Annotated in this window: 15 protein-coding genes; 12 read left to right on the top strand and 3 right to left on the bottom strand. The window is 67.3% G+C overall.

Annotation, left to right across the window (positions count from 1 at the left end; all coding sequences use genetic code 11):
• Nucleotides 1-3: 3 nt before the first annotated feature.
• From MO486_RS14765 to rpmG, 3 genes are all read left to right on the top strand, one after another.
• A complete protein-coding gene (locus tag MO486_RS14765; RefSeq protein ID WP_242909354.1) occupies nucleotides 4-345 on the top strand; it encodes a lipid-A-disaccharide synthase N-terminal domain-containing protein in 342 nt (113 codons plus the stop codon).
• Between the two features lie 284 nt (nucleotides 346-629).
• Nucleotides 630-866, top strand: coding sequence for a 50S ribosomal protein L28 (gene rpmB / locus MO486_RS14770; RefSeq protein WP_242909356.1), 237 nt, complete (start codon nucleotides 630-632; stop codon nucleotides 864-866).
• Nucleotides 867-876: 10 nt separating this feature from the next.
• Nucleotides 877-1,041, top strand: coding sequence for a 50S ribosomal protein L33 (rpmG, locus tag MO486_RS14775; protein ID WP_242909358.1), 165 nt, complete (start codon nucleotides 877-879; stop codon nucleotides 1,039-1,041).
• Nucleotides 1,042-1,122: 81 nt separating this feature from the next.
• On the opposite strand, the gene MO486_RS14780 is transcribed toward rpmG, so the two are convergent.
• Nucleotides 1,123-1,884, bottom strand: coding sequence for an AraC family transcriptional regulator (locus MO486_RS14780; protein WP_242909360.1), 762 nt, complete (start codon nucleotides 1,882-1,884; stop codon nucleotides 1,123-1,125).
• Nucleotides 1,885-1,988: 104 nt separating this feature from the next.
• Here MO486_RS14780 and MO486_RS14785 point away from each other — a divergent pair, with 104 nt between their 5' ends.
• From MO486_RS14785 to MO486_RS14815, 7 genes are all read left to right on the top strand, one after another.
• Entirely contained in the window at nucleotides 1,989-2,933 is a 945-nt protein-coding gene (locus MO486_RS14785; RefSeq protein WP_242909362.1) for a proline racemase family protein, read from the top strand.
• The gene (locus MO486_RS14790) at nucleotides 2,930-4,069 is read left to right on the top strand and encodes an FAD-dependent oxidoreductase (protein ID WP_242909384.1); all 1,140 of its coding nucleotides are present in this window, start codon (nucleotides 2,930-2,932) and stop codon (nucleotides 4,067-4,069) included. The genes MO486_RS14785 and MO486_RS14790 overlap by 4 nt, the downstream gene beginning before the upstream one ends.
• The gene (locus tag MO486_RS14795; RefSeq protein ID WP_242909386.1) at nucleotides 4,059-4,316 is read left to right on the top strand and encodes a (2Fe-2S)-binding protein; all 258 of its coding nucleotides are present in this window, start codon (nucleotides 4,059-4,061) and stop codon (nucleotides 4,314-4,316) included. Before MO486_RS14790 ends, MO486_RS14795 begins: the two co-directional genes overlap by 11 nt.
• The gene (locus MO486_RS14800; protein ID WP_242909388.1) at nucleotides 4,309-5,619 is read left to right on the top strand and encodes an FAD-dependent oxidoreductase; all 1,311 of its coding nucleotides are present in this window, start codon (nucleotides 4,309-4,311) and stop codon (nucleotides 5,617-5,619) included. The genes MO486_RS14795 and MO486_RS14800 overlap by 8 nt, the downstream gene beginning before the upstream one ends.
• A 4-nt stretch (nucleotides 5,620-5,623) precedes the next feature.
• The gene (locus tag MO486_RS14805; RefSeq protein WP_242909390.1) at nucleotides 5,624-6,523 is read left to right on the top strand and encodes a dihydrodipicolinate synthase family protein; all 900 of its coding nucleotides are present in this window, start codon (nucleotides 5,624-5,626) and stop codon (nucleotides 6,521-6,523) included.
• Between the two features lie 40 nt (nucleotides 6,524-6,563).
• Complete coding sequence (locus tag MO486_RS14810) at nucleotides 6,564-8,144, top strand: aldehyde dehydrogenase (NADP(+)) (RefSeq protein ID WP_242909392.1); 1,581 nt, start codon at nucleotides 6,564-6,566, stop codon at nucleotides 8,142-8,144.
• A gap of 160 nt (nucleotides 8,145-8,304) precedes the next feature.
• The gene (locus tag MO486_RS14815) at nucleotides 8,305-11,742 is read left to right on the top strand and encodes a PAS domain-containing hybrid sensor histidine kinase/response regulator (protein WP_242909394.1); all 3,438 of its coding nucleotides are present in this window, start codon (nucleotides 8,305-8,307) and stop codon (nucleotides 11,740-11,742) included.
• 17 nt (nucleotides 11,743-11,759) lie between these two features.
• On the opposite strand, the gene MO486_RS14820 is transcribed toward MO486_RS14815, so the two are convergent.
• On the bottom strand, nucleotides 11,760-12,434 hold the full coding sequence (locus MO486_RS14820) for a response regulator transcription factor (RefSeq protein ID WP_242909397.1): 675 nt from the start codon (nucleotides 12,432-12,434) through the stop codon (nucleotides 11,760-11,762).
• A gap of 24 nt (nucleotides 12,435-12,458) precedes the next feature.
• Entirely contained in the window at nucleotides 12,459-14,402 is a 1,944-nt protein-coding gene (acs, locus tag MO486_RS14825) for an acetate--CoA ligase (protein ID WP_242909494.1), read from the bottom strand.
• 232 nt (nucleotides 14,403-14,634) lie between these two features.
• Between acs and MO486_RS14830 the strand changes: the two genes are divergently transcribed.
• Nucleotides 14,635-16,071, top strand: a complete 1,437-nt coding sequence (locus MO486_RS14830; RefSeq protein WP_242909422.1) for a DcaP family trimeric outer membrane transporter — start codon at nucleotides 14,635-14,637, stop codon at nucleotides 16,069-16,071.
• 17 nt (nucleotides 16,072-16,088) lie between these two features.
• Nucleotides 16,089-17,750 (top strand): MFS transporter, encoded by a 1,662-nt coding sequence (locus MO486_RS14835; protein WP_242909424.1) that lies wholly within the window; start codon nucleotides 16,089-16,091, stop codon nucleotides 17,748-17,750.
• The last annotated feature ends 195 nt before the right edge of the window (nucleotides 17,751-17,945 follow it).

Consider the following 17,945-nt stretch of genomic DNA (forward strand, 5'->3'; position numbering starts at 1 on the left):
ACCATGCCCGTCGATTTCATGAATACCCCGCTCGTCTGGCTGGAATGGACCGGGCTGCACATGTCGCCGTGGAAGCTGATCGGCCTGACCGGCGCGCTGATGTTCGGCGGCCGCTGGCTGGTGCAGTTCCTGGCCTCGCGCAAGCACGGCAAGCCGGTGATCCCGCGGCTGTTCTGGTACATGAGCCTGGTCGGCAGCGTGATGACGCTGAGCTACTTCATCTTTTCGCAGAAGCAGGACTCGGTCGGCGTGGTCCAGAACCTGTTCCCGGCCTTCACCGCCGCCTACAGCCTGTGGCTGGACATCAAGCACCGCGGTTGGCACCGGGACCGGGCGACGCATTAAGTAGGGCGGGTCTTGACCCGCCTTGGGCCGCCTTGTCGCACCGGCCCAGAGCAATGGCGGGTCAAGACCCGCCCTACACACCCCTGTGGATAAGTGCTTGCCGGGGCTGGCCTTCCCGGGCATAATGCGCGGCTCGCTGCGTCCGGCTCACGCCCGGACCGGGCTGGAAACGCGATTCCGCCCGCCTCCGCACAGCAAGGTTTTCTTCTCGAATCGCGTGGCGCACAACGCCGAGGCCGCCGTCCCCCTGGCTAAGGGCGACAACAATCATTTCGAGGTGCGTTATGTCCCGCGTATGCCAGATTTCCGGCAAGCGCGTGCAGACCGGCAACAACGTCTCGCACGCCAACAACAAGACCCGTCGTCGTTTCCTGCCCAACCTGCATGAGCGTCGCTTCTGGGTCGCCAGCGAAAACCGCTGGGTCAAGCTGAAGGTTTCCGCGCATGCCCTGCGCACCATCGACAAGAACGGCATCGACTCCGTTCTGGCCGAACTCCGCGCCCGCGGCGAAAAGGTCTGAGGAGGACATCATGGCAAGCAAGCGCGACAAGATCCGTCTGATCTCCTCGGCCGCAACCGGCCACTTCTACACGACCGACAAGAACAAGAAGAACACGCCGAACAAGATGGAGGTCAAGAAGTACGACCCCGTCGTCCGGAAGCACGTGATCTACAAGGAAGGCAAGATCAAGTAAGCCTTCCGGCCGGCTCCAATCCGGCTTGTTCGATGTAGCAAACGAAACCCGCCGCGAGGCGGGTTTCGTGTTTTCCGGGCCTTACTTCGCCGCCCGCATCAGCTGCCGGTATTCCCGCGGCGCGAACCCGGTGACCTGCCGGAACTGCCGCGACAGCACGCTTTGATCGGCGAAACCGGCCTGCAGCGCGACCTCGGCGATCGGCAGTTCGCTGTCGGCGAGCAGGCGCGCGGCCTGGTCGATGCGGGTCTTGATCAGGTACTGGCCGGCGGAGAGCTGGAAAATCTTTTTCATGCGCCGCTCGAACTGCGCCTGCGACAGCCCCGCGCGGCGGGCGAGATCGTCGAGGCGCAGCGGCTGCGCGGAGTGCTCGAGCATGTAGTCGACGGTGTCGGCGAAGCCGGCGTCGATGTAACCGGCGCGGCTGGGTTCGACCAGGTCCTTGGAGATGCAGGCCAGCCCGATGATGCGGCCGCGCGCGTCGCGCAGCGGTTCCTTGGTGCTCAGGCACCAGCCGGCACTGCCGTCGCGGTAGACGGTGAGGTCGAGGTTGTCGACGATCGGCTTGCCGGTGCGGAACAGGCGTTCGTCCTGGCGCGCATAACGCTGCGCCATCGGCGCCGGGAACAGGTCGTAGGCGGTCTTGCCGATCGCATCGCGCTTGCTCTTGAGGCCGCAGCGCACCACGCAGGCTTCGCTCATCAGCACGTAGCGGCCCTCGCGGTCCTTCACCGAGAACACCAGGTCCGGCAGGTGGTCGAACAGCGTCGCAATCGCCAGCGGGTCGGCAAGCTGGGCGAGGAAGGCATCGCGGAACGGCAATGGGTCGAGGGCGGCGGGCATTTGACGGATCGTAGCGTGCGCGCGCAGGGAAACGGCAAGACCGCCGCGCGCATGCGGCCTAGGCTGTGCGCTTGCAGCGAGGCGTACCACCGAGAAGCATGCGCATGTCGACCGAACCGATCCGCATCATCGATTCCCACACCGCCGGTGAACCCACCCGCGTCGTGATCGCCGGCGGCCCTGCGCTCGCCGGCCTCGATCCCGCCGCTGCCCGTGCGCGGCTGCAGGACGAATTCGACCATTACCGCCGCGCGATCGTCTGCGAGCCCCGCGGCTCGGACGTGCTGGTCGGCGCCTTCCTGTTGCCCCCGACCCGCAGCGACTGCATCGCCGGCGTGGTGTTCTGCAACAACGTCGGCTACCTCGGCATGTGCGGCCATGGCGCGATCGGGCTGGTCGAGACGCTGCGCCATCTCGGCCGCGTGCAACCGGGCGTGTTCGGGCTGGAGACGCCGGTCGGCCGGGTCGAAGCTGAACTACATGCCGATGGCCGCGTCTCGATCGCCAACGTCGCGAGCTACCGGCATGCGACCGGTGTCGCGGTCGACGTCGCCGGCTACGGTCGCCTGCACGGCGACATCGCCTGGGGCGGCAACTGGTTCTTCCTGGTCGACGACCATGGCCTGGCGATCGAGCTCGCCAATCTCGAACGCTTGACCGATTGCGCCGTGCAGCTGCGACGCGCGCTCGAACGCGACGGCATCCATGGCCGCGACGGGGCGGTGATCGACCACATCGAACTGGTCGGCCCATCGCCGACGCCGGGCGTCGACGCGCGCAACTACGTGCTGTGCCCGGGCCTGGCCTACGACCGTTCGCCATGCGGCACGGGCACCAGCGCCAAGCTGGCCTGCCTCGCGGCCGCCGGCAAGCTCGCGCCCGGCGCATCGTGGCGGCAGGAGAGCGTGATCGGCAGTGAGTTCGAAGGCCGCTACAGCTCGGATGCCGATGGCGCGGTGCTGCCGGTAATCAGCGGCCGCGCGCACGTGGTTGCCGAAGCCAACCTGCTGTTCGATCGCGACGATCCGTTCGCGTGGGGCATTGCGTGAGTGTCGATGCGCCGGCTTTCGACGCACTGATCGTTGGCGGCGGCATCGTCGGCTGCGCGCTGGCCGACCGGTTGGCGCGCGCCGGGCTGCGCGTGGCCCTGGTCGAGCGCGACTGCATCGGTGGCGGTGCGACCGCGGCATCGATGGGACACCTGGTGGTGCTCGACGACGATCCGGCCGAACTCGCACTGTCGGCGTATTCCTGCGCGCGCTGGCGCGCCGAACGCGCAACGTTGCCGCCAGGCGTGGAATACCGGGGCACCGGCACGCTGTGGATCGCCACCGATGCCGAAGAGCTGGCCGAGGCCGAGCGCAAACAGGCGCGGTTGGCGGCGCATGGCATCACCAGTGATCTCTTCAACGTCTCGGTGCTGCGGGCGATCGAACCCGCGCTGGCAGCGCACTGCGTCGGTGGCCTACGCGTGCCGGCCGATGCGGTGATCTATCCGCCGGTGGCGGCCGTACATTTCGCGCGCCGCGCCCAGCGGCACGGTGCGCAGTTGCTCACCGGCGTCGCCGTGCGGACCCTCACCGACGATGGCGTGCTGCTCGATAACGGCCGTGCATTGCGTGCGACGGCGATCATCCTCGCCACCGGCTGCGCTTTGCCCGAACTGCTGCCGGGCACACCGATCCGCCCGCGCAAGGGCCACCTGCTGATCACCACCCGCGCCGCGCCGTTGATCCGCCATCAACTGGTCGAGCTCGGCTACATCAAAAGCGCGCATGGCGACGCCGCCGAGTCGGTGGCATTCAACGCCCAGCCGCGCGCGACCGGGCAGCTGCTGCTCGGCTCCACGCGCCAGTTCGACGACACCACCGCGGTCCTGGTGCCGCGCATGCTGCAGCGCCTGCTCGACCGCGCACGCGAATTCCTGCCGCAGCTCGACAGCCTGGTCGGCCTGCGCGCTTGGACTGGATTCCGTCCGACCACGCCGGACCATCGCCCGCTGATTGGACGCTGGCCCGCGCGTGCCGGGCTATGGCTCGCGGCGGGCCACGAAGGCCTCGGCGTCACCACCGCGTTGGGCACTGCCGATCTACTCGCCGCGCAGTTGCTCGGCGAAGCGTTGCCGTTCGATGCCGCGCCGTTCGATCCGGCGCGCTATGCCGCGGAGTTCGCACATGCCGCCTGAGGTGACGCTGCAGATCGATGGTGTCGTCGTGCGCGTGCCCGCGGACACGAGCGTGGCCGCGGCCTTGGCCCGGGCCGGATATATCGCGACCCGGCGTTCGTTGAGCGGCGAAACGCGGATGGCGTTCTGCGGCATGGGCGTGTGTTTCGAATGCCGGGTGCGCATCGATGGCATCGAGCGACTGGCATGCCTGACCCCGGTGCGCGAAGGCCTGCAGGTCAGCACCTGTGAGCATCGCGATGGCTGACGTGCGCTACGACGTGCTGGTGATTGGCGCCGGTCCCGCCGGAATCGCCGCGGCGATCAGCGCCGCGCGTGCCGGTGCGCGCGTGATGCTGCTCGACATGCAAGCCGAACCCGGCGGCCAGATCTGGCGCGGACAGTGGTGCACGCGCAGCGACCACGCAGCCAAAGTCTGGATGGACATGCTCGAGCAGGTACCGGTCGAATGCTGTTTCGGTGCACGGCTGGTGGCGGTGCCCGATCCGCACGCGGTGCTGGTCGACTGCGCCGATGGCGCGCGCACGCTGCGCTTCGCGCGCGCCGTGATCGCCACCGGCGCGCGCGAACTGCATCTGCCGTTTCCAGGCTGGAGCCTGCCCGGGGTTTTCGGCGCTGGTGGCCTGCAGGCCCTGGTGAAAAACGGTTGGCCGGTCGCCGGCAAGCGCGTGCTGGTCGCCGGTTCCGGACCGCTGCTGTTGGCGGTGGCGGACAGCCTGCGCAACGCCGGTGCACATGTGCTGGCCATCGCCGAACAGGCGTCGCACCTGGCGCAGGCCCGCTTCGCACCAGCGCTGCTCCAGGCACCGCGCAAGCTAGGCCAGGCACTGGGTTATGGCATGCGCCTGCGCGGCATTCCGCGCTACGCGAATGCCTGGGTCGAACGCGCCGATGGCGTTGGCCGCGTGCATCGCGTGACGGTGAACATCGCCGATCGCCACCGCGTGTTCGATGTCGATTGCCTCGCCGTCGGCTATGGCCTGGTGCCCAATCTCGAAGTCGCCGCTGCGTTCGGTTGCGACCTCCGCGACGGCGCGGTGCGCGTCGATGCCCGACAAACCACCAGCGTCGCGCATGTGTATTGCGCCGGCGAAGGCACCGGGATCGGCGGCGTAGACCAGGCGCTCGCGCAAGGTGAGATCGCCGGCTATGCCGCCGCCGGTCATTCCGAACTTGCGGGCGCCGCGCCTGCACGCCGCCGCGCCGCACAACGCTTCGGCGCCGCGCTGGCGCGCACCTTCGCCTTGCGCCCACAGCTGCGCACGCTCGCCGCCGACGACACCGTGCTGTGTCGCTGCGAAGACGTGCCTTACGGCGCGGCGCGCGCCTGCGCAACGCAGCGCGAAGCCAAGCTGCACACGCGACTCGGCATGGGCCATTGCCAGGGCCGCGTCTGCGGCGCCGCGTGTGGCTTCCTGTTCGATTGGAACGCGCCTGCATCCGTGCGCCTGCCACTCGCGCCGATCGCACTCGGCCATCTCGATTTTTCCACCCGCACCACCGACGACGCTGTCCTTCAGCCACGCCCGCACTTACCAACGAGACATTGAACCCATGAGTACGATCTGGACCGGCGTCCTGCCCGCCATCACCACTCCCTTTGATTCTGCGCTGCACATCGACCACGCCTTCGTGGGCAAGCACGTGCGTTGGCTGGTCGGCCACGGCGCACAAGGCATCATTCCCTGCGGCTCGCTCGGCGAAGGCGCGACCCTGAGCTTCGACGAGAAGGTCGCGCTGATCAGCACCTGCGTCCAGGCCGTCGATGGCAAGGTGCCGGTCATCCCGGGCATCGCCGCGCTGTCGACCGACGAAGCCGTGTGCCTGGCGCAGGCAGCCGAAGCGGCCGGTTGCGGCGGCCTGATGGTGCTGCCGCCGTATGTCTACGCCAGCGACTGGCGCGAGATGAAGGCGCACGTCGCCGCGGTGATCGGCGCGACCAAACTGCCTTGCATGCTTTACAACAACCCGCCCGCGTACAAGACCGACTTCACCGCACCGCAGGTCGCCGAACTCGCGACCGAACACGCCAACCTCGAGGCAGTGAAGGAATCCAGCGGCGACTCGCGCCGGGTCAGCGCGCTGCGCGTCGCACTCGGTGAACGCCTGCGCATCGGCGTCGGCCTCGACGACATGGTCTGCGAAGGCGTCGCCGCCGGCGCGCAGTTCTGGGTCGCCGGCACCGTCAATGCGTTCCCGCAGGAATCGATCCGCCAGTTCGAACTTGCCCTGGCCGGGCGCTGGCAGGAAGCGTACGACCTGTACCGTTGGCACCTGCCGTTGCTGCGCATGGACACCACGATCAAGTTCGTGCAACTGATCAAGCTGATGCAGGCGGAAGTCGGCATGGGCAGCGCGAGCGTGCGTGCGCCACGGCTGGAGCTGGCCGGCGCCGAGCGCGACGAAGCACTGGCGGTGATCCGTCATGCAATCGCGACGCGGCCGCAGGCCTGATTCCAATCCGCCCATCCAGGCAACACTTTCGAGAACGATGATGAGCGAACTCCTGCAAGGCCTGTCCCTGATCGGCGCTGCACGCGGCGCACCGGGCGGCGCCGGTTTCACCGGCACCGATCCGACCACCGGTGAAGCGTTGACGCCGCGCTATCACAGCGCCAGCACCGACGAACTCGACCGCGCGGTCGCACTCGCGCAGGCCGCAGCGCCGGTGCTCGCGCGCAGCAGCGGTGCGCAACGTGGCGCGCTGCTGCGTGCGATCGCCGAGGAGCTCGAACAGGCACGCGCCGACCTCGAAGCGCTGGTCCCGCGCGAAACCGGATTGCCGCAGGCGCGCGCCGCCGGCGAACTCGGTCGCACCGTCGGCCAGTTGCGCCTGTTCGCCGCACTCGCGGAAGACGGCAGCTGGGTCGATGCGCGCATCGACCACGCCGATCCCGCGCGCACGCCGTTGCCGAAGCCCGACGTGCGTTCGCTGCTGCGCCCGCTCGGACCGGTCGCGGTGTTTGGCGCCAGCAATTTCCCGCTGGCGTTCTCGGTCGCCGGCGGCGACACCGCCAGTGCGCTCGCCGCGGGCTGCCCGGTGATCGTCAAGGCGCATCCGTCGCATCCGGCCACCGGCGAACGCGTTGCACTCGCAGTCCGCGCCGCGGTCGCACGCTGCGGCTTGCCGGAAGGCACGTTCTCGTTGCTGTTCGACGCCGGGATCACCGTCGGCGCCGCGCTGGTGCGGCACCCTGGCATCCGCGCGGTCGGCTTCACCGGCTCACGCGCCGGAGGCCGTGCGCTCGCCGACCTGGCTGCGGCACGCGCCGAGCCGATCCCGGTGTACGCAGAGATGGGTAGCATCAATCCGGTGTTCGTGTTGCCGGCGGCAGTGCAGGCCCGCGGCGGCGAGATCGCGACGCAGCTCCATGCGTCGGTCCTGCAAAGCGCCGGCCAGTTCTGCACCAGCCCCGGCGTGATCGTGTTGCCCGACGGCGACGCCGGCGATGCGTTGCGCGACCAGCTCGTCGCATTGTTCGCCGGCAGCACGCCGGCGCCGATGCTCAACGCAGGGATCGCCGCGCGCTATGCCGAAGGCGTCGCTGCACTCGGCGATGTCGCCGGTGTCGACACGCTGCATCGCAACGCCTCGCCACCGCGCAATGCCGCCGCAGCGCTGTTCGAGACCGATGCGGCGCGATTCCGCGCCGAACCGCAGCTGCGCGAGGAAGTGTTCGGCCCAATGACGCTGCTGGTGCGCGCGCACGACGACACCGACATGCTCGCACTGGCGCAGTCGCTGGAAGGCCAGCTCACCGCCACCGTGATCGCCGATGCCACCGACCAGGCGCAGGTCGCGCCGCTGCTCGACGTGCTCGCCGACATCGCCGGCCGCGTGCTGATGAACGGCGTCCCGACCGGTGTCGAAGTCGGGCCGGCGATGGTGCACGGCGGCCCGTATCCCGCCACGTCCGACGGCCGCAGCACCTCGGTCGGCACCGCCGCGATCGAACGCTTCGCGCGCCGTGTGTGTTTCCAGAACCTGCCGGACGCGTTGTTGCCGGAGGCATTGCGCGAAGCCAATCCACTCGGATTGTGGCGACTGGTCGATGGAGCGCGCGTTCGCGCGTGAAGCCTAACGATCAGGCATCCCGCCGCCGGTCGATCCGAGCTCCATGCGAAGCCCGCCTCCTGGCGGGCTTTGTCGTTTCCGCCTCTACGACTTTGGTCGCAGCCGCGGCCTGGTCCGGCCGCCGTACACTCGCCGCATCGATCGCGGAGGCAGGTGACGCGTGATTCCGGGTTGGGTGCTGTTGCTGGTATCGCTGGGCTATGTCGGCCTGCTGTTCGCCGTTGCCTACTACGGCGACCGGCGCGACCCCGTGTCGCGATCGCGCTGGCTGCGGCCGATGGTCTACTCGCTGGCGCTGGCGGTGTACTGCTCGTCGTGGACGTTCTACGGCGCGGTCGGGACCGCGGCGCGCACCGGACTGGGCTTCCTGCCGATCTATCTCGGTCCGTTGCTGATGTTGCTGTTCGGGTGGCGCATCCTGGAACGGCTGGTGCTGATCTCCGGCGAGCACCGCATCGTCTCGATCGCCGACTTCCTCTCCTCGCGCTACGGTCGCGCGCCCGGCCTCGCCGCGCTGGTTGCCGCGGTTGCGCTGATCGCCGCGGTGCCGTACGTGGCATTGCAGTTCAAGGCGGTGGCGATGAGCGTCACGGTGCTCGCAGGTAGCGGCGAAGCCGGCCTGCTTGCCGATCCCGCGCTGTATGTCGCGCTGCTGCTGGCCGTGTTCGCGATCCTGTTCGGCACGCGCCAGATCGATGCCACCGAACACCACCGCGGCATGATGCTGGCGGTCGCGCTGGAATCGCTGGTGAAGCTGGTCGCTTTCATCGCGATCGGCGTGTTCGCGTTGGCGCACCTGCCCGGTGTCGGCGGTTACGGCGCGCGCATGGCCCAGGCCGCGCAGACGGTGACGGCACACGGCATGCCGACCGGTTTCGTCGCGCAGACACTGCTTGCCTTCGTCGCGATCGTCTGCCTGCCACGGCAGTTCCATGTCGCGGTGGTGGAGTGTCAGGACCCGTCCGACCTGCGCCCGGCGCGTTGGTTGTTCGGCAGCTATCTGCTGATCTTCAGCCTGCTGGTCGTGCCGATCACGCTGGCCGGACAATCGCTGCTCGCCGGCAGTGGCGCGTCGCCCGACACCTACGTGCTGGCACTGCCGTTGGCGCTCGATCACGACACGCTCGCACTCGCCGCGTACGTCGGCGGCTTCTCGGCGGCGACCGGCATGGTGATCGTTGCCAGCGTCGCGCTGGCGACCATGGTCAGCAACGACCTGGTGATGCCGCTGCTGCTGCGCAGCCGCGCGCTCGACGACACCGGCGGCATCGATCGGCAGGTGCTGTGGGTGCGCCGCGCGACCATCGTCGCGCTGGCGTTGATGGCGTATGCGTACCACCGCGGTGCGCTCGGTAGCGACAGTCTTGCCCAACACGGGTTGCTCGCGTTCGCCGCGGTTGGGCAGTTCGCACCGGCGCTGATCGGCGGTTTGTACTGGCGTGGTGCGAGTCGCGCGGGTGCGTTCGCCGGATTGCTGGCCGGCGCGCTGGTCTGGCTGTATGCGCTCCTGTTGCCCGCACTCGCGCGCGGCGGCTGGTTCGGGACTGGCTGGATCGAACACGGCCCGCTCGGCGTGGCCTGGCTGCGACCGGAGCAACTGTTCGGCCTCACCGGCTGGGATCCGCTCACCCATGGCGTGTTCTGGTCGCTGCTGCTCAATGTCGGTGCGTTCTTCCTGGTCTCGGCGCGCAATCGTCCGCGCTTGCAGGAGCAGTTGCTGGCGTCGTCGTACCTGGATCCCTATGCGCAACGCCCGGCCATCGGTCCCGGCGGTTGGGCCGGCAGCGTGCGCAGCGGCGAGTTGCTGGCCTTGGCCGAGCGCATCCTCGGCGAACGCGGCGCGCGGCGTGCGTTCGAAGACTACGCGGCGCAGCAAGGACGGCCCTGGCAACCGGACTTCCCGGCTGACCGCGCGCTCGCGCAATTCACCGAACGCCTGCTGGCTTCCGCGATCGGTGCCGCTTCCGCGCGCCTTACCCTGACCAGCGCGTTGCGCGGTTCGGGCATGGAACTGGGCGAAGTGGTGGCGCTGCTCGACGAAGCCAGCCAGGAATTGCGTTTCAATCGCCAGGTGTTGTCGACGACGCTGGAAAACATCAGCCAGGGCGTGAGCGTGGTCGATGCCGAGATGCGACTGGTCGCCTGGAACCGGCGTTATCAACATCTGTTCGGCTATCCCGACGGCATGCTGTACGTCGGGCGCCCGGTGAGCGATCTGATCCGCTGGAATGCCGAGCGCGGCGAGTTGGGCACGGGCGACATCGAAATCCAGGTGCAACGTCGCCTTGATCATCTGCGCGCCGGCACGCCACACGTGTTCGAACGCGTGCGCACGAGCGGCCAGGTCATCGAAATGCGCGGGCAGCCGCTGCCGGGTGGCGGCTACGTCACCAGCTACAGCGACGTCACCGATTACAAGCGCGCCGAACAGGCCCTGCGCGACGCCAACGAAACGCTGGAGGAACGCGTCGAACTGCGCACACGCGAAGCCGAGGACGCGCAGCAGTCGAAGACCCGCTTTCTCGCCGCCGTCAGCCATGACGTGCTGCAGCCGTTGAATGCGGCACGCCTGTTCACCACCGCGTTGCGCGAAAGCCGCGACGACCGCGAACAGGCGCATCTCGCCGAGCGCGTCGATGCTTCGCTGCGCGCGGCCGAGGATCTGCTCGATGGACTGCTCGATGTCTCGCGCCTGGATGCAGGCGCCCTGCAGCCGGAGATCACCGATTTCGACACCGGCGAGCTGTTGCGCGAACTCGCCGCGCAATACGCACCGACCGCGGCCGAGCGCGGCCTGCAGCTGCGGTTGCGCGTGCCGATGACGTTGACCGTGCGTAGCGATCGCCGGTTGTTGCGGCGCGCGCTGCAGAACTTCATCGCCAACGCCTTGCGCTACACGCGCGAAGGCGGCGTGCTGCTCGCAGCACGCGAGCGCAGCGATGCGATCGAACTGCAGATCTGGGATACCGGCCCCGGCATTCCCGCGCATCATCTGGAACAGATCTTCGACGAGTTCCGCCGCTTCGAGCAGCCCGGGGTCGGCGGCGAGCGCGGGCTCGGTCTCGGTCTGTCGATCTGCCAGCGCATCGCGCGCACGCTCTCACACCCGCTCACCGTGCGTTCGCGGGTGAACCACGGCAGCGTGTTCACGATCACCGTGCCGCGCGGCGAGACGGGGCGCATCGCGGCGAAGGTCGAACCGACGCCGGACCGGCTCGGCGATTTGGCGGGCATGCGCGTGCTCTGCGTCGACAACGACCGCGAGATCCTCGACGGCATGCGCGCCCTGCTGGAGCGCTGGCAAGCGGTCGTGTTCACCGCCACGACCGCCGACGAAGCCCTCGCGTTGCTGGCGTCGCGGCCCGATGTCGCGCTCGTCGACTACCACCTGCATGACCGCCTCGACGGCCTCGGCGTGATCGATGCGCTGCGCGAACAGAATGGCCGCGCGTTACCCGCGGCTCTGCTCACCGGCGATGGCAGCGACGCGGTGAAACTTGCCGCGCGCGATCGTGGTTGCCTGGTGCTGACCAAACCGGTGAAACCGGCGTCGTTGCGTGCATTCCTCGCCGCGCAACGACAGCTCGCGCTGGCCTGAGGCATGCGGATCGAGAGCTAGTCGATCTCTTCCGGCGGCGGCACCACCGCGCCCGGGTCGAGCGCGAGTTTCGCCGCGATCAGGACCGCCTGCGTGCGATTGCTGGCGCCGAGCTTGCGCAGGATCGCGGTCATGTGCGCCTTGATCGTCGCTTCGGAGACACCAAGTTCGTAGGCGATCTGCTTGTTCAACAGGCCATCGCCGAGCATCTGCAGCACGCGGAACTGCTGCGGCGTCAGGTCGCGGAGGCGTTGCGCGGCATCGTGTTCGTCGGCGGCGGCTGCCGGCGCGTCGAACGCGGCCGGGGGTGCCCAGCGATCGCCGGCGAGGACGCTGGACAGCGCTTCTCCCAGCGTCGCGGCGTCCGCCGATTTCGGAATGAATCCGACCGCGCCGTGATCGAGTGCGCGCCGCATCACGGCAGGTTCCTCGCGTGCCGACACGATCACGATCGGCAGCTGCGGATGCAGCGCGCGCAGGTGCACCAGTACGCTGAAACCCTGCGCGCCGGGCATGTTGAGGTCGAGCAGCAACAGGTCGGCATCGGGATCGCGCTCCACCAGCGCGTACAGCGCGTGGACGCTGTCGGCCTCATGCAGCGTCGCCGTCGGCAGCACCCGCGCCACTGCGCCGCGTAACGCTTCGCGGAACAGGGGATGGTCGTCGGCGACGAGGACAGTCTGGCCCGGCATCGCGTCAGTGTGCGCCGGCTGCGATCACGGCACGCGGCGGTGTTGCACCAGCGATGCGACCACCGACGGATCGGCCAGCGTCGAGGTATCGCCGAGCTGGTCGGGCGCGTTCTCGGCGATCTTGCGCAGGATGCGACGCATGATCTTGCCCGAACGGGTCTTCGGCAGGCCCGGCGCCCATTGCAGGTGGTCGGGCGTGGCGATCGGGCCGATTTCCTTGCGCACCCAGTTCACCAGTTCCTTGCGCAACTCGTCGCTGTCGGCCTCACCGGCTTTCAGCGTCACGTAGGCGTAAATGCCCTGGCCCTTGAGGTCGTGCGGGAACCCGACCACCGCGGCCTCGGCGACTTTCGGATGCGAGACCAGTGCGCTTTCCACCTCCGCCGTGCCGATGCGATGGCCGCTGACGTTGATCACGTCGTCGACGCGGCCGGTAATCCAGTAATAGCCATCGGCATCGCGGCGGCAGCCGTCACCGGTGAAGTACATGCCCGGATAGGTCCTGAAGTACGTGTCGATGAAGCGCTGGTGGTCGCCGTACACGGTACGCATCTGGCCCGGCCACGAATCGAGCAGCACGAGGTTGCCTTCGGTTGCGCCGTCGAGCAGTTGGCCGTTGGCATCGACGATGGCCGGCTGCACGCCGAAGAAGGGTTTGGTTGCCGAGCCAGGCTTGGCGTCGATCGCGCCGGGCAACGGCGTGATCAGGATGCCGCCGGTTTCCGTCTGCCACCAGGTATCGACCACCGGGCTGCGTGCATCGCCGACGACTTCGTAGTACCAGCGCCACGCTTCCGGGTTGATCGGTTCGCCGACGGTGCCGAGCAGGCGCAGCGACTTGCGCGACGTCTTCTTCACCGGCGCATCGCCCTCGCGCATCAACGCGCGGATCGCGGTCGGCGCGGTGTAGAAGACCGTGACTTGGTGCCGGTCGATGACCTGCCAGAAACGCGACACGTCGGGATAGTTCGGCACGCCTTCGAACACCAGCGCAGTCGCGCCGTTCGCCAGCGGCCCGTACACGATGTAGCTGTGCCCGGTGACCCAGCCGACGTCGGCCGTGCACCAGTAGACGTCGTCGTCGCGCAGGTCGAACACGCATTCGTGCGTGTAGCTGACGTAGACAAGATAACCACCGGTGGTGTGCAGCACGCCTTTCGGCTTGCCGGTGCTGCCCGAGGTATAGAGGATGAACAGCGGGTCCTCCGCGTTCATGCGCTCGGGTTCGCAGGTGTCCGGCTGGTCATCGACGACCGCGTCGTACCAGCGGTCGCGCGGCATCTGCATGTCGACCGCGGCCTTGGTATGGCGCACCACCAGGACGGTTTCGACCGAGTTGGTGCCGGGCAGCTTCAACGCGGCATCGACGTTGGCCTTGAGCGGGATCTTCTTGCCGCCACGCAGGCCCTCATCGGCGGTGATGATCAGTTTGCTGGCGCAATCGTGCACGCGGTCGGCGATCGACTGCGGCGCGAAGCCGCCGAACACCACCGAGTGGATCGCACCGATGCGCGCACACGCCAGCATCGCCACCACCGCTTCGGGAATCATCGGCAGGTAGATGGTGATGCGGTCGCCCTTGCGCACGCCGAGCGCACGCAGCGCATTGGCGAGCTTGCACACGCGCGTGTACAGCTCGCGGTAGCTGATGCGCTCGGCTGGCAGCTGCGGATCGTCGTGTTCGAAGATCAACGCGGTCTTGTCGCCACGCGCGGCGAGGTGGCGGTCGAGGCAGTTGACGCTGGCATTGAGCTCGCCGTCGGCGAACCAGCGGATGTGGAAATCGTCAAGTTTGTAGCTGACATCCTTGACCTGCGTCGGCGGTTTGTCCCAATCCAGGCGTTGCGCCACGCGTCCCCAGAAGGCGTCCGGATCGCGCAACGATTCGGCGTACAGCCGCTCGTACTCGGCGCGATCCACGCGTGCCTTGGCGGCGAAGGAATCCGGAACCGGGTACGTGCTCAGCAGGGTGCTGTGCAACGCATCCGGGCGAGAGGCATCAGGCGACGACATGCGCGGCTCCGTGAACGTGGAACGCACAGTGTGCCGCAACTATGAGCACGCGCGCGTGAGCGGGGTCTTAGACCTTGGTCGTAACTGGCCGTAAATCCGGCCCAACTTCGACCAAAGGCGAATAGTCGCGACGCAACCACGCGTGCAGGCTCCGCTCGTGCATCCGCACGCCGTCCTGGGAGGGGACATGTCGACAGGTATCGCAACGCGGGCTTCAGGCAATCCAATCCCACGCGGTTCGAAACGCTATGTTTCAAGGCGTCGTGGAACCCTGGCCACCGCCCTGCTGTTCGCGCTGATCGCGCCTGGCATGGCGCTCGCCCAGCATTCTCAAGGGAGCAGCGCAAAGGAAAAAGAACTCGAAGCGCGCGTCGCCCAGCTCGAACAGATGGTGCAGCAGCTGATGGCGCAACAGCAGCAGACGCAGGTGCAGGTCGAACAGGTCCGCACTGCACAGACACAACCGGCAGCGACGGACGGCAAGCCGAAGATCCAGTCGACGCCGATCATGACCGCGGCCAATCCCGGCACGACGTTCTCCTACGGCGGCTTCGTCAAGCTCGACGCGATGTACACCGACACCACCGACGGCGAGATCGCCGACGGCAGCGTCGGGCGCATGTTCTACGTGCCCAGCACGATCCCAGTCGGCGGCGTCGCCGAAGACGAGGGCGATCTGGATTTCCACGCACAGTTCTCGCGCTTCTGGTTCGCCGCCGACACCACGCTCGACTCCGGCGACAAGCTGAAGGGTTACCTCGAGTTCGACCTGTTCGGCGGCGGCAACAACGCCTTCCTCGGCAACGAGATCGCCACCAACACCCACGGTGTCACCCTGCGCCAGGCCTATGTCACCTGGAACAAGTGGTTGGCCGGCCAGACCTGGTCCAATTTCCAGGACGTGGCGGCGTTGCCGGATGCAGTCGACTTCATCGGTCCGACCGAAGGCACCACCTTCGTGCGGCAGGCGCAGCTGCGTTACACCAGCGGCCCGTGGTCGTTCTCGGTCGAGAATCCCGAAACCACGATCACGCCGTACCTCAACCTCGGCTCGCGTATCTCCAGCGACGACAACAGCGTGCCCGACTTCACCGCGCGCTGGCTGAAGAAGGGCGGCTGGGGCCACTTCACCGTCGCGGCCCTGGTGCGCCAGTTCAAGTACCAGGATGTCGCCACGAATCGCGACGACAGCGAAACCGGCGCTGCGTTGAGCGTGTCCGGCAAGTGGAATGTCAGCAAGACCGACGACCTGCGTTTCATGGCGACCGCGGGCCGTGGCGTGGGCCGCTATCTCGGCCTGGGCCTTGCCACCGACACCGTGATGGCCGCCGACGGTTCGCTGGAACCGATCGACGGCTACGGCGCATTTGCCGCGTGGCGCCATGCGTTCTCGCCGAAGTGGCGCAGCAACGTGTTCTATTCGATGGCCCACTTCGACAACGATGCAGCGCTCACCGGCTTTGCCGTCACCGAGCGCGCGCAGTCCTGGCATTTCAACCTGATCTATTCGCCGTTCCCGAAGCTCGACATCGGTACCGAACTGATCTGGGGCCAGCGTTCGCTCGAGGGCGAGGCCGACGGCGATCTGCGCCGCATCCACACCCACGTCAAATACAGCTTCTGACCGGAAGGAAACCCATCATGTCCACCACCACCGTCAATGCACTTCCTATCGGTACGCTGACGCAAAGCCACAAAAAGGTCATCTTCGCGTCCAGTCTCGGCACCGTATTCGAGTGGTACGACTTCTACCTGTACGGGTCGCTCGCCGCGATCATCGCCAAGCAGTTCTTCAGCGGCCTCAACGACACCAGCGCCTTCATCTTCGCGCTGCTCGCGTTTGCCGCCGGTTTCGCGGTACGGCCGTTCGGCGCGATCTTCTTCGGCCGCCTCGGCGACATGATCGGGCGCAAGTACACGTTCCTGGTCACGATCGTGATCATGGGCATCTCGACGTTCCTGGTCGGCGTGCTGCCCAGCTACGCCAGTATCGGCTTCGCGGCCCCGGCGATATTGATCGCGTTGCGATTGCTGCAGGGCCTCGCGCTCGGCGGCGAGTACGGCGGCGCGGCGACCTATGTCGCCGAGCACGCGCCGCAGGGCAAGCGCGGCCTGTACACCAGCTTCATCCAGACCACCGCGACGCTAGGGCTGTTCTTGTCGTTGCTGGTAATCCTGGGCTGCCGCACCTGGCTGGGCACCGAAGCGTTCGAAGCTTGGGGCTGGCGCATTCCGTTCCTGCTGTCGGTCGTGCTGTTGGGCGTCTCGGTGTGGATCCGCCTGCAGCTCAACGAGTCACCGCTGTTCCAGCAGATGAAAGCCGAGGGCAAGGGCTCGAAAGCCCCGATCACCGAGAGCTTCTTCACCAAGAACGGTCGCATCGTGCTGCTCGCGTTGCTCGGCGCCACCGCGGGCCAGGCTGTGGTCTGGTACGCGGGCCAGTTCTATGCGATGTACTTCCTCACCCAGTCGCTCAAGGTCGATGCCACCACGACCTGGCTGCTGATCGCCGCCGCGCTTGCGCTCGGCACGCCGTTCTTCATCTTCTTCGGCTGGTTGTCGGACAAGATCGGCCGCAAGGGAATCATCATGGCCGGCTGCCTGATCGCCGCGCTGACCTACTTCCCGCTGTTCAAGGCGCTCACCCACTACGCCAATCCGGCGGTTGCCGAAGCCAGCGTCAATGCACCGGCGGTGGTGCATGCCGATCCGGAAACCTGCTCGTTCCAGTTCGACCCGGTCGGCAAGAAAGTCTTCACCAACTCCTGCGATATCGCCACCGCTGCATTGGCCAAGGCCGGTATTCCGTACACGATCCAGGCCGCGCCGACCGGCAGCGTCGCCAAGATCACCGTCGGCACCACCGAGGTCGCGGGGTATGAAGGCAAGGGCTTGAGCAAGGAAGACGGCAAGGCGCAGGGCGAAGCGTTCGGCAAATCGTTGAAGACGGCGTTGACCGCCGGCGGCTATCCGGAGAAGGCCGATCCGGCGCGCATCAACAAGCCGATGGTGCTGCTGATCCTGACGCTGCTGGTGATCTACGTGACCATGGTCTACGGCCCGATTGCGGCATGGCTGGTCGAGCTGTTCCCGACTCGCATCCGCTACACCTCGATGTCGTTGCCGTACCACATCGGCAACGGCTGGTTCGGCGGTTTCCTGCCGACGATCGCCTTCGCCCTGGTCGCCGCCACCGGCAACATCTACTACGGGCTGTGGTATCCGATCGCAATCGCGCTGATGACCTTCGTGATCGGCTCGCTGTTCCTGCGCGAAACCAAGGACGTGGACATTACGAAGTAACAGCCGCACCAAGTAACGCCAAAGCGAACCCCACGTCGCGATGCGACAACGCCGGCTATTGGCCGGCGTTGTCTTTTAGCGTTCGCGAATGTTCCACATCGCATGGACGACCCAGGCCGATGCGGTCGCGAGTCGTAACATCGCGTTAAGGAACAAACGCGCATGTTGTCCGGGCACTACGACGCAAGGTCGTAA

It is taken from the genome of Lysobacter sp. CFH 32150, from assembly GCF_022758295.1.
Lineage (GTDB): Bacteria > Pseudomonadota > Gammaproteobacteria > Xanthomonadales > Xanthomonadaceae > CFH-32150.

Coding starts and splice junctions, on each gene's coding strand:
- MO486_RS14800 (WP_242909388.1), top strand. CDS start 4,309: ATGGCTGACGTGCGCTACGACGTGCTGGTGATTGGCGCCGGTCCCGCC.
- MO486_RS14765 (WP_242909354.1), top strand. CDS start 4: ATGCCCGTCGATTTCATGAATACCCCGCTCGTCTGGCTGGAATGGACC.
- MO486_RS14835 (WP_242909424.1), top strand. CDS start 16,089: ATGTCCACCACCACCGTCAATGCACTTCCTATCGGTACGCTGACGCAA.
- MO486_RS14810 (WP_242909392.1), top strand. CDS start 6,564: ATGAGCGAACTCCTGCAAGGCCTGTCCCTGATCGGCGCTGCACGCGGC.
- rpmG (WP_242909358.1), top strand. CDS start 877: ATGGCAAGCAAGCGCGACAAGATCCGTCTGATCTCCTCGGCCGCAACC.
- MO486_RS14795 (WP_242909386.1), top strand. CDS start 4,059: ATGCCGCCTGAGGTGACGCTGCAGATCGATGGTGTCGTCGTGCGCGTG.
- MO486_RS14785 (WP_242909362.1), top strand. CDS start 1,989: ATGTCGACCGAACCGATCCGCATCATCGATTCCCACACCGCCGGTGAA.
- MO486_RS14830 (WP_242909422.1), top strand. CDS start 14,635: ATGTCGACAGGTATCGCAACGCGGGCTTCAGGCAATCCAATCCCACGC.
- MO486_RS14820 (WP_242909397.1), bottom strand. CDS start 12,434: ATGCCGGGCCAGACTGTCCTCGTCGCCGACGACCATCCCCTGTTCCGC.
- MO486_RS14805 (WP_242909390.1), top strand. CDS start 5,624: ATGAGTACGATCTGGACCGGCGTCCTGCCCGCCATCACCACTCCCTTT.
- MO486_RS14780 (WP_242909360.1), bottom strand. CDS start 1,884: ATGCCCGCCGCCCTCGACCCATTGCCGTTCCGCGATGCCTTCCTCGCC.
- rpmB (WP_242909356.1), top strand. CDS start 630: ATGTCCCGCGTATGCCAGATTTCCGGCAAGCGCGTGCAGACCGGCAAC.